Below are 11,583 nucleotides of genomic sequence, written 5' to 3' on the forward strand. Positions count from 1 at the left end.
ATGACGCATTGCCGCGGCTTGGGCATACTTGCCGGCCTTTTTCAGCACAAGCTCTCAACCCCCTTGCGAGGAACTGCACATGTTCAAGGTCAATGAATACTTCGACGGCACCGTCAAATCCATCGCCTTCGGCACGGCTGAAGGTCCCGCCACCATTGGCGTGATGGCTGCCGGCGAATACGAGTTCGGCACCGACAAACTGGAAATCATGCACGTGGTCGCCGGTGCTCTGACCGTCAAACTGCCAGGCAGCGACGAGTGGGAAACCTTCACCAGCGGCAGCCACTTCACGGTCCCGGCCAACAGCAAATTCCAGCTCAAGGTTGCAGTCGATACCGCCTACCTGTGTGAATACCGCTAAGGTATTTAGCGCCTGAGAAACCGGCCCTGATGGCCGGTTTTTGTTTATGCACCCCAACATCGTGGAACGACCGTATGCCGCGCTCATCGCACTTCGCCTTGGTGATTCTGCCGATCATGCTGTTGCTGATCGCGATGACCTCGATCCAGGGCGGCGCCTCCCTGGCCAAAGGCCTGTTCCCGCTGATCGGCGCCACCGGCACCACCGCTCTGCGCCTGGGCCTGGCCGCCTTGATCCTGTGCGTACTGATGCGTCCCTGGCGTGCGCGGTTGAGCCTGAGTTCCTGCCGCTCGCTGCTGGCCTACGGCCTGGCCCTGGGCAGCATGAACCTGCTGTTCTATCTATCGCTGCAGACCATCCCCCTGGGCATCGCCGTGGCCCTGGAGTTCACCGGACCGCTGGGCCTGGCCCTGCTGTCTTCGCGACGCCTGCTGGATTTCGTCTGGATCGCCATGGCGGTCTTCGGTCTCTGGCTACTGCTGCCCAGCGCGCAAGCCGATGTGCAGCTCGACCCCGTGGGCATGGCCCTGGCATTGGGCGCCGGCCTGTGCTGGGCGCTGTATATCGTCTTCGGCCAGAAAGCCGGGGCCGAACACGGCCGGCAAACCGTGGCCCTGGGCACCATAGTCGCGGCGCTATGGGTCTTCCCCATGGGCCTGTGGCACGCCGGCGGCAGCCTGTTTTCGCTGGACTTGCTGCCCATTGCCCTGGCCGTCGCGGTGCTCTCCTCGGCCCTGCCCTACAGCCTGGAAATGGTCGCCCTGACCCGCCTGCCCGCACGTACCTTCAGTATCCTGATGAGCATGGAGCCGGCCATCGCCGCCCTCTCCGGTCTGCTGTTCCTGAGCGAACGCCTGACCCTGAACCAGTGGCTGGCGATCAGCGCCATTATCCTGGCCTCGGCCGGTGCGGCAGCGACCATCAAACCCAAGGGCAAGCCGAGCGGAGTTGACGTTCCCTGCGCGCCAGCTTAGCTGTAGGGATAAGCTTCGAATTTCTGGAGAACGGCATGTGGCGCATCCTAGTAGTCGAAGACTCACCCACCAATATGCTGCTGGCGGTCGAAATCCTGAAATTCGCGGGCCATACGCCCATCGAGGCCCCCACTGCAACTGAAGGCATCGCGATAGCACGCAGTGAACATCCGGACGTAATCCTGATGGATATTCAATTGCCGGACATGGATGGCGCCGCGGCGACGCAAATCCTCAAGGCCGACCCGGCGACTTGTGACATTCCGATCATTGCCCTAACCGCTTCGATTCGTACCGGTGAAGACAAATCCATGCGCGAAGCGGGTTTCGATGGATGCCTGGGCAAGCCGATCAGCTACAAGGAGTTTCTTGCAGAAATCGAGGCGGTGGCGAGTCGCCATAGCGGCTAATAGCCTTGGCGCAACCCGGGATTGCCTTCCCGGATTGCCCCCGTGCCGCGGCTTATCCAGGCTACGATTTTGCGAGTTGTGCCTCGACCACCTGCAACAACGCCTTGTAGCTGAACGGCTTGGTGATGAAGTCGTCGAAGTCGGCGGTTTCAATCTGCGATATCTCGTTGATCAAGGCATGCGCCGACATGCCGATCAGTTTGATCGAGCGCGTTTGCGGCGCGCTCTTCAGCTGCCGCGCCGCTGTCACGCCATCCATTCCGGGCAGGTTGATATCCAACAGGATAAGCGCAGGCTTGAACGCTTCGAGCAGGCGCATACCCGCTTCGGCGGAGCCCACGGTGGTGCAGGTATAGCCGCTGCATTCCAGTACATCGCGGACAAGTATCTGGGTGGCGATGTCGTCCTCGATCAGCAGGATAGCTACCTTGTGCTCAGTCATCGGCTAAGCCTCGGGGTGACCATTGCCGTGGCTGCACGGCAGGAACAGGGTAAAGCAGCTGCCGACAGCGACTTCACTCTCCACCGCTACCCGCCCACCGTGCAGGGCCGCCAAGCGGCTTACCAGGGCCAACCCCAGGCCGGTACCCTCGACGTGGGTCTTTCGCATGGGCGATGAGGCCTGTTCGAATGGGTGGAATATTCGCGCCAGATCCTCGGAAGAGATGCCACAGCCCTCGTCCGCCACCGCCAGCATGACCTCGTCAGCGCCCGCCAAACCGGCGCTGAGGGTCACCCGCTTACCGGATTCGGTGAACTTGAGGGCGTTGCCGAGCAGGTTGATCAGCATCTGCTTGACCCGCAGCGGGTCCCACTCCACCTGATCCAGCCGTTCGTCGATGTGGCACACCAGGGTTACCCCGCGGCGTTGTGCCTTCTCCTTCATCAATCCCAGAACCGCCTCGATCAGGGGCCGCACCTCGCTGCGCTGCAGTTCCAACTCCAGTTTGCCGGCTTCGATTTTGGAAAGGTCGAGCAAGTCGTTGATGATCAGCAGCAGGTAGGAGCCGCTGTTGTAGATTTCGCGGCAGTACTGCTTCTGCTTGTCGTTCAGCGGACCGAGCATTTCATCGAGCAACACTTCGGAAAACCCGAGAACGGCATTCAGCGGTGTGCGTAGCTCATGGGACATGGCGGAAAGAAAGTTGTCTTTGTATTGGTTACCGACTTCCAGTTTGCGATTCTGCTCTTCCAGACGCATCCGGCTGGTTTTCACTTCATCATCCAGGTACTTGTGCGCCAGATGATGCTGCAAACGCGCGACCAGCACCGGGAAATCGACGGGTTTCTCGATGTAGTCGTTCGCCCCGGCGGCAAAGGCGGACACCACGTCCTCACCCTCGTTTCTCGCCGTCACCATCAATACCGGCAGGCTGATGGAATCATGGCTCCGACGCAGAACGGCGAGCACTTCGAGGCCATCCATCTCCGGCATCATCATGTCGAGCAGCATGATATCGGGCGCTTGTTCGGCCACCATCTGCAGCGCCTGCTTGCCGCTTGCCGCCTGGCTACAGCGATAGCCTTGCCGGCTCAGGCGCTTGGCCAGCAACTCGCAGTTGGTCGGGTTATCGTCGACGATCAGAATCGCCGCATCCTTACTCCGGGTCGTCATAGACCTCTCCCAGATAGCTGCGGATCTTGCTCAGCAACTGCGGAAAATTGATCGGCTTGGTTTCGTAATCGTCGCAACCGGCCGCCAGGGCCTTTTGCTGATCTTCGAGCAAGGCGTGGGCGGTCAAGGCAATGATCGGGATCTGCCGCAGAGGGCCGCCCTTGATGATTCGCGTGGCCTGGTAACCGTCCATTTCCGGCAGACTCAGATCCATCAGTATCAGGTTCGGTCGCAGGCTCTCCAGCAGGTCCAGCGCGTGCACGCCATTGACCGCCCAGGCGGTTTTGAAGCCCTGACGCTTGAGCCGGCGCAACAACATGTCGGCGTTCATTTCGTTGTCTTCGACCACCAGTAGCAGTGCCACGGCTCAACCCCCCGAGCGTTTGCGGGCATCCCGCTGGTTATCCAGGATGGTTTCGATGTTGTCGACCAGCTCCTGCCGGCTGTAATCGCCTTTCTTGATGATCAAGCGAGTGTGCTGCAACAGCAGGCTGCGTTCCTTATGCGAGAGATCATGGGCGGAGATGACGATGATCGGAATCTTGGCGAACTCCGGATGTTTGCGTACTTCATCGATGAACTCGAAGCCATTCATCACCGGCATGATCAGGTCGAGCAGGATGATCATGGTGCCCTGCTCGCGCTGCAATGCATCGAGGCCCTCGCGGCCGTTCTCGGCCTTGATCAACCGATAGTCCATATCGGCCAAATAGGCATCCAGCAGATTACGCGTATGCAGATCGTCGTCGATCAACAGGACCTTGTTGCTGGAAGACCTGCGGTAGTTCTTCAGGGTATCCAGTAGCTTGCTCTTGCTGATCGGCTTGACCAGATAGTCGTCGGCGCCCAGGGCATAACCCTTCTCCTTGTCGGCGACTATCGTATAAAGCACCACGGGAATGGACATGGTCCTGGTTTCGGATTTCAGCTTCTGCAGTACCTGCCAACCGTCCATTTCCGGCATCAGAATGTCCAGGACCACCACATCGAAGTGCTCTTCCATGGCTCGTTTCAGCCCCTCCTCGCCGGACATCGCCGAATGGACCCGGTAACCGTGGCGGGACAATTGATGGCGCAGGATGTTATGCACCGCCTCGTCGTCGTCGATCAGCAACAGCTCCGTTTGCTCTCCCGGCTCGCTGAGTTCTATCGAACCGACATGCTTGAAACCCGGGCTTTCGCTCTCGACCAACAGTTCCCCGGCGCTTTCCAGTTGCGCGGGAAGCCTCACGGTAAAGGTCGAGCCTTTGCCCACCTCGCTATGCACCGTGATGTCGCCGCCCAGCATCTTCGCGTATGAGCGGCTGATCGCCAGGCCCAGCCCGGTTCCGCCGTACTTGCGGGTGGTCGAGGCATCCGCCTGGCTGAAGGGTTTGAACAGCCCGTCCAGGCTCTCCTGGCTGATACCGATGCCGCTATCGTGCACGCTGAACTCCACTTGTTCGCCCGCTGCTTCGTGCAGGCGCGTGCAGGTGAGATCCACCTGGCCCTGATAGGTGAACTTCACCGCGTTGCTGAGCAGGTTGAACAGGATCTGGCGGATCTTGGTCACATCGCCATGGATGATGCCGATCTCGCCCTCGACACTGATGCGCAGCCGGTTACCGCGGGACTCGGCCAACGGCATGATGGTGCCGACCACATCCTGGATCAGGTCGTCGGCATTGAAGGCCTCGATGTTCAGGTCCATCTTGCCGGCTTCGACCTTGGACAGGTCGAGGATGTCGTTGATCAGGCTCAGCAGGTGCTTGCCCGCCGAGCGGATCTTGTCGACATCGCCTGCCACTTCCACTCGGTCCAGCTCAACATCGGTCATTTCATCCTGGAGCATTTCGCTGTAACCGATGATCGCGTTCAACGGCGTGCGCAGCTCATGGCTCATATTGGCGAGGAATTGGCTCTTGGCCTTGTTCGCGGCTTCGGCGCGGTTGCGCATGGCGATGAGATCCCGCTCGACCTCCTTGCGCTCGCGGATCTCGGTTTCCAATATCTCGTTCCACGAGCGAATCGACTCCTGCTTGGATAATTCCGCCAACATGGTATTGAGGCTGTCGACCAGGGTGCCGACCTCGTCGTCGTTGTGCTTGACCGCCCGGGCGTTGAAATCCTTGGCCCTGGACACCTGGGTCGCCCAGCTCGACAAGGCGCTGAGCGGTCGGGTGATATGGGTATTGAGCCAGTAGGACACCAGCACCGTCAGCAGCAGCAAGCCGCCAAGCAAACCCAAGAACACCCGGTAAAGGTTGCTTTTGACCTCCGCCCACTCCTCCAGGTCGATCTGCAGGAACAAACGCCCCTTGACCTCGTTGGCGACCACGATGGGCACCGAGGTGTAGTAGTGATCGTCCTCCAGCCACACCCGTTCGGTTTCGCGTAGCTCGGCCAGGGCGTCTGTACCTACACCGTCGGGATAGGCGGCGAAGACTTCCCCATCCTTCCGGATCAGCGCCATCTGGATATGGCCGTTGCCTTTCGCCGCCGCGAGAACATTTTTCGCCGCCTCGGCATCGTCGAAGGTCACGGCAGCGCGGCTGTTGTCGGCCAGTACCGTGGCCAGCACCTCCAGATCACGCTGGGTTTTCTGATGGAAATAGCTGTTGGCGAACCAGGTCAGGGACACCGCGCAAATCAGCAACACCAGCAGCGCATAGCCGACGATGGTGAACTGTAATTTCTGTCGCAAGGAGGTTCTGCGCCACCAGGGCCGCCGATCATGGACTGGCTCGGACATTTACTTGACCCCCAACTGGATGAGTTGCGCATCTATCTTGAAATCGGTCTTGCTCAGTAATTTTTCGTTGATGCGAAAGCGGATGGTGTCGTTTTGCTCGAACAGCTCGATCAAGCCGCCATGGCGGATAAAGGGCGAGAATTCACCGATGGTCAGCACCTGGGCCTCATCGACTTTCGCCAGGATCGCGTCCGTGCCCTGGCGTTCCGAGTCGATCAGATAGAGCACATTGCAACGCCCGAGGTCAGAAGCGCCGGTGTAGTGGCCCAAACGCAGAACCTTGACCCGGCCTTGCGGCGTCGTGGAACCATCGATGGCGTCCAGCGCCGAACCGAAGCGGTCCTCACCGAGCACACAGACATTCAGTGTGCCTTCACCCCGCAGGGCCGTTTCGGGGAAACGCACGAACTGCAGGAAGTTATATATATAGGAGGCTTTGATCTGATACGCGATGTCCGCCGCCTGGGCCAGCAATGACGGAGCGCAGCTCAAACCGACGCCCAGCAGCAAGCAGCGCAGGCCGTTCGCGCAACACCGGGACCATGAGCCCATGAACTAGAACTCCTGGATCAGGTAAAGGGCCAGATCCGGCTCCACCGCATTGGCCGCATTGACGCCCCACTCGAAATGCTCGGAATGGCCGAGATGGCGCGCGACCAGTTGCAGCTGGGTTTTCTGTGCAGGGCGCCAAGCCAGGCTGAGGTCGCCCGCCCAGTAACTGGAAATCCGCTGCCCGGGCAGGGCATCGACATAGCGCAAGTAGGTGTTCAGCTGCCAGCGCGGGTTGATGTCCCACAGCGAGATCAATTGCAGCATATCCCTCGGCATATTGCCCTCGATCACCGTGGGGTCGGTCACACCGGCGCTGCCACGCGACAGCGACAGGTCCATCTCGGCATGGCTGTAGTTCAGGCGCAGCAACCAATTGCTCCGGGCCTGGTAGCTCAGGGAGGTCTCGATGCCCTTGACCGTACCGCTCATTTCATTGCCCAGGGTGGGCGGTTCGAGCGTCAGCAGGTCTCGGTACTCGGACCAGTAGGCCGCGATATCCAGCTGCCAGCGCTGCTGCCACTGCTGACGCCAGCCCAATTCATAGACGCTGGCATATTCCGGCTTGAGGTTTTGCCCGGCCACCAGGCCGGGCGGATTGAAAATATCGTGCTCCAGACGGGTCGGGGTGCGCACCGCCCTCGACCAGGCGGCCCAGATCAACGCGTCGTCGAACGCATAGGAGGCACGCACACTGGGTTGCCACTCCTCGTTGGAATAGTCGTTGCGTTCGTATTTCGTGCCCAGGATCAGATGCAGGCGATCGTCGAGAAAAGCCATGTCGTCCTGGATAAAGGCACTCATCAGCTCATCGCTACGTTCCTCGGGAAGCAGCAAACCAGCCGGACGGGTTTCGATCTCATCGTCGACATGCCGGTAGCCGACGCCGGCGACCAGCTCATGATTGCGCCAGCGCTGCAGCACTTGGTAGTCGAAGTTCCAGAGCTGACGTTTGTCGATCAGACTGCGGGTTTCCAGGCTGGTGTCGTCGTAATAAAGCTGCAGCTCATGGGTGCGCTCGGTGGTCGGAGAGTACGTCCAGTCCAGCTTGAGGTTGCCGCCATCGTGCGCCTGGCCAGGGGCGCCAAGGCCGTGGTCCTTGGGCCCGAGATCGCCCTGGTAGAGATCGCCCTGCAAAGTCAGGTGGCCCTGCTCCGGCGAATCGCGGTCGAGCCGGAAGCCCGATTGGCGCATGCGCGCGCCGTCGTCGCGAAAGGCACGGGAGGTCGGCCCGCTGCCGCTGTCGTCGCGCTCGGTGAATTTGCCGTAGACCCTAGCCGTGGTCTGCTCGTCGATCCGCCAGCCATAGCGCGCCTGGGCCAGGCCACGTTCCTCCAGACCCGCGCCCAGTTTGATCTGACCGCCCAGGGTGTCGCGGCTGTCCTTGGTGATGATATTGATCACCCCGTTCACCGCATTGGCGCCCCAGGTGGTGCCGCCGGGGCCGCGAATCACCTCGATGCGCTCGACGTCCTCCAGCACTACATCCTTCTCTTCCCAGAGCACCCCGGAAAACAGCGGGCTGTAGATGCTGCGCCCGTCGATCATGACCAGCAGCTTGTTGGCCGTGCGTGAATTGAACCCGCGAATGCTGATCGCCCACTTGTTGGCCTCCATGCGCGCTACCTCCACCCCCGGCACATAACGCAGCGCCTCGGCGATATGGATCACACCCATACGCCTGATTTCGTCCTGGGTGATCACATAAACCGCGGCGGGCGCGCGATTCAGCGACTCCGACTTGCGCGACAAGGAGGTGATCTTCAGGGTCATCAGCTCGGCAAGGCTGGTGCCCTTGATATCGAGTGCCAGCTGCAGTGGCTCGGCGGCGGCCACGCAATTCAAGCTGGTGCAGAACATCCCTATCAGTAACCGCTTCATGGTCAATTTCCCTAAGCGCCACGCTCTTATTGCAAGGGCCAACGATCACCTGAGCGCCTGTCGAATTCGGCGCTGACCTGCCGATTCGAGGCCACGCGGTACGCGGGGCTGAGGGCCTTACCGGAGGAGCAACCCAGAGTTGTCGAGGCAAGCGCAAGCACCGCTATCGTTTGAAGAGAAGACCATGAGGAGCGATTTGCCAAGACCCGATCGGGATCGAGCGACAGATAGATCGGTTATCAAGCAAAAATGCCAGCGGAGATTGCGGATTAGATCGGTTTGAACACCATCAGCGCGTAGATCGCCAACATGGCGAAGAAGGCCGGGATACCTAGCCAGAACCAGATGCGCGCATATCGCCAATAGCGTGTCGGCAGCGCCTGGTCAGCAGTCAGCGCGGCCGACGCCAGGGCGCGCATGCGGTATTGCAGCCAGACCACCGGTAGCCAACAAACCCCGGCCAAGGCATATAGCAACAAGGTCCAGACGACCCAGGTGCTGCTCAGCGAATAGCCGGCGATATGCAACATCCACAAACCGCTCAGCGGTTGCAGGATGATCGCCGGCGTGGTGAACAGCCAATCGGCCAACACCACCAGGCGGCCCATGTAGGCGATGGCCCGCACCTCGCCGCTGCGGTCGATCATCCATTTGTAGAAGGCCGTGCCGAACCCCACGCCCACCAGCATGGTGGCACTGAGGATATGCAGCCATTTAAGGCTCAGGTAGAGCATTAGCCTAGGCCCACTTCGATCTGCAGACCCTCGAGTTCGGCCAGGTATTCGTCGACGCTGAGCAATCCCATGCAGGGCATGGCGCCGCGCTGTTCGAGGTTGCCGGCAGCCAATTTGCGTGCCAGCGCCACTGCCGCCATGCAAGGGATATTCGGCCCATGGTTGTCCCTGGCGATCAGCTCCCAGCACAGACTCAAGGGCTGGCCATCCGCGCCCTGCCCCTGCAGGTTGACGAACATGCCGCTCAGCCGGTCGCCGAAGGGTTCCACCAGCACCGCGCCACGATGCAGCAAGCCGGCCAAGGGCACACCGCTGCGCAACAGGCCGCCGCGCACCAGCCAGGAGAGCAACCAGGTGCCGAACTGGGTTACGCGCAAGCCCACGCCTGCGGAGAAACGCACGTCGCGCACGCCTGGGTAGCGCGCAGGGAACAGCTCAAGGTCGGGAATATCGCAGTTGCCCAGCCAGCGCCGGCCCAGCGGTGCGGGGAAATCGTGAGCGGCTAAGTCCTGCCAACCGTAGACCTCGCGCCACTGGCCATCGCGCCATTGGCGAAACGGCTTGCCGCAATAATTTAGCACCGCCGCCAGGGTCGACACGCCGGGGGTTTTCTCCGAGGAGCTGATGCCGTGCCAGATGCTGTCCAGACGACTGAAACGCGGCAGCACCTGATCGATCACCGCCGCGCTCAAGGCCGGCACCGAACTGACGCCGCTGCTGACCAGCACACCGGCCTGGCGCGCCGCTTGATCGAGTGCACCAATGCCACAGGCAAACTCACGGGCATCGGCTAGGTCGAGGTAATGCGCGCCGGCGGCGATAGCCGCCTGCGCCACGCGATAGTCCTGACCCTGGAAGGGACCGGCGGTGGAAATCAACAGATTGGTGCCCAGCTCAATAAGTCGTTCAGCCAGATCCGCCTGGTTGCCATCCAGACGCGCGGCGTGGCAACCGGCCTCGGCCGCCAAGCGCTCGGCCTTGGCCAGATCGCGCCCGGCAACCCAGACCTGCATGCCGACGATGCTGCACAGGCGATTAACTATGACTGAGCCGAAGTTACCGTAGCCGCCCAGCACCACAACCTTGAAATCCTTGCTGACCATCTCGCCACTTCCTATTTCAAGCGGTTTCTACGCTATCGGTATTGAACTGCAGTTCTGCCAACCGCGCATACAGCGGGCTGTTGGCGACCAGTTCGGCGTGTTTACCAATCGCCACCAGCTTGCCCTGCTCGATCACCGCGATGCGGTCGGCGCTTTTCACCGTGGCCAGGCGGTGGGCGATCACCAGAGTGGTACGCCCCGCCATCAGGCGCGGCAGCGCCTGCTGGATCAGGTGTTCGCTCTCGGCATCGAGGGCGCTGGTGGCCTCATCGAGCAGCAGAATGGGCGCATCCACCAGCAGCGCGCGGGCGATGGCCAGGCGCTGGCGCTGACCGCCGGACAAACCCAGGCCGGCATCGCCCAGGTGGGTCTGGTAGCCCTCGGGCAGCCTCATGATGAATTCGTGGGCGTGGGCGGCTTTGGCCGCGGCCTCGACCTCGGCATGGCTGGCGTCGGTTCTGCCGTAGCGAATGTTGTCCTCGACCGAGCCGAAGAACAGCGCCGGATTCTGCGACACCAGGGCGAAGCAGCGGCGCAACTCATGGGGATCGAGGCGTTCGATGGGCTGGCCGTCGACCAGGATGCCTCCGGCCTGCGGGTCGAAGAAGCGCAGCAGCAGATCGAACAGCGTCGACTTGCCCGCCCCCGATGGTCCGACCAAGGCCAGGGTTTCGCCGGGCGCGACCTTGAGGTCGATGCCATCGATGGCAAAACTGCCGGGCCGCGACGGGTAGGCGAAACGCAGCCCTTGCAACTCGATGCGCCCTTGCAGCGGCTGCGTCAGTTGCAGGCCATCGGCAAGCGGCGGGGTTATTTCGTTGCGCGCCTGCAGCAGCTCGGCGATGCGTTCGGCCGCGCCGGCGGCGCGCTGCAGCTCGCCGATCACCTCACTGAGGGTGCCGAACGAGCCGCCGACGATCAGACTGTAGAAAACGAAAGCCGCCAGCTCGCCACCGGAAATCCGTCCGGCGATCACATCCATGCCGCCGACCCAGAGCATCACCCCCACCGCGCCGAGGACCAGCACGATGACCACGGTGATCAGCCAGGCGCGCTGGGCGATGCGCTTGCGCGCGATAGCAAAAGCCGCCTCGGCGGACAGGCCGAAGCGCCGTTTATCCTCGCTCTGGTGGTTATAGGCCTGCACCGTCTTGATCTGTCCCAGCACCTCGCCGACATAGCTGCCGACATCGGCCACCCGGTCCTGGCTCAGGCGCGACAGCGC

Annotated in this window: 12 protein-coding genes; 3 read left to right on the forward strand and 9 right to left on the reverse strand. The window is 61.5% G+C overall.

Features of this window, described 5'->3' with window-relative positions:
* The first annotated feature begins 79 nt into the window (after window positions 1–79).
* From ABZE94_RS08315 to ABZE94_RS08325, 3 genes are all read left to right on the forward strand, one after another.
* Window positions 80–361 (forward strand): pyrimidine/purine nucleoside phosphorylase, encoded by a 282-nt coding sequence (locus ABZE94_RS08315; RefSeq protein ID WP_372875063.1) that lies wholly within the window; start codon window positions 80–82, stop codon window positions 359–361.
* 74 nt (window positions 362–435) lie between these two features.
* Window positions 436–1,335, forward strand: coding sequence for a threonine/homoserine exporter RhtA (gene rhtA, locus ABZE94_RS08320; RefSeq protein WP_372875064.1), 900 nt, complete (start codon window positions 436–438; stop codon window positions 1,333–1,335).
* Between the two features lie 35 nt (window positions 1,336–1,370).
* Window positions 1,371–1,745, forward strand: a complete 375-nt coding sequence (locus tag ABZE94_RS08325) for a response regulator (protein ID WP_372875065.1) — start codon at window positions 1,371–1,373, stop codon at window positions 1,743–1,745.
* A gap of 61 nt (window positions 1,746–1,806) precedes the next feature.
* Here ABZE94_RS08325 and ABZE94_RS08330 read toward each other — a convergent pair whose 3' ends face one another.
* From ABZE94_RS08330 to ABZE94_RS08370, 9 genes are all read right to left on the reverse strand, one after another.
* The gene (locus tag ABZE94_RS08330) at window positions 1,807–2,187 is read right to left on the reverse strand and encodes a response regulator (RefSeq protein WP_372875066.1); all 381 of its coding nucleotides are present in this window, start codon (window positions 2,185–2,187) and stop codon (window positions 1,807–1,809) included.
* 3 nt (window positions 2,188–2,190) lie between these two features.
* The gene (locus ABZE94_RS08335) at window positions 2,191–3,360 is read right to left on the reverse strand and encodes a hybrid sensor histidine kinase/response regulator (protein WP_372875067.1); all 1,170 of its coding nucleotides are present in this window, start codon (window positions 3,358–3,360) and stop codon (window positions 2,191–2,193) included.
* Window positions 3,344–3,724, reverse strand: a complete 381-nt coding sequence (locus tag ABZE94_RS08340; protein ID WP_372875068.1) for a response regulator — start codon at window positions 3,722–3,724, stop codon at window positions 3,344–3,346. The genes ABZE94_RS08335 and ABZE94_RS08340 overlap by 17 nt, the downstream gene beginning before the upstream one ends.
* 3 nt (window positions 3,725–3,727) lie before the next feature.
* Complete coding sequence (locus tag ABZE94_RS08345; protein ID WP_372875069.1) at window positions 3,728–6,043, reverse strand: response regulator; 2,316 nt, start codon at window positions 6,041–6,043, stop codon at window positions 3,728–3,730.
* A gap of 48 nt (window positions 6,044–6,091) precedes the next feature.
* Entirely contained in the window at window positions 6,092–6,643 is a 552-nt protein-coding gene (locus ABZE94_RS08350; protein WP_372875070.1) for a YfiR family protein, read from the reverse strand.
* 3 nt (window positions 6,644–6,646) lie between these two features.
* Window positions 6,647–8,521: a TonB-dependent receptor plug domain-containing protein gene (locus ABZE94_RS08355; RefSeq protein WP_372875071.1), complete on the reverse strand. Its 1,875-nt coding sequence runs from the start codon at window positions 8,519–8,521 to the stop codon at window positions 6,647–6,649.
* Between the two features lie 269 nt (window positions 8,522–8,790).
* Entirely contained in the window at window positions 8,791–9,255 is a 465-nt protein-coding gene (locus ABZE94_RS08360) for a DUF2269 family protein (RefSeq protein WP_372875072.1), read from the reverse strand.
* Window positions 9,255–10,358: a saccharopine dehydrogenase family protein gene (locus tag ABZE94_RS08365; RefSeq protein ID WP_372875073.1), complete on the reverse strand. Its 1,104-nt coding sequence runs from the start codon at window positions 10,356–10,358 to the stop codon at window positions 9,255–9,257. Before ABZE94_RS08365 ends, ABZE94_RS08360 begins: the two co-directional genes overlap by 1 nt.
* A gap of 16 nt (window positions 10,359–10,374) precedes the next feature.
* On the reverse strand, window positions 10,375–11,583 hold a 1,209-nt coding region (locus tag ABZE94_RS08370; RefSeq protein WP_372875074.1), incomplete at its 5' end, for an ATP-binding cassette domain-containing protein.

It is taken from the genome of Pseudomonas sp. (assembly GCF_041601375.1).
In the GTDB taxonomy this organism is placed as follows: domain Bacteria; phylum Pseudomonadota; class Gammaproteobacteria; order Pseudomonadales; family Pseudomonadaceae; genus Aquipseudomonas.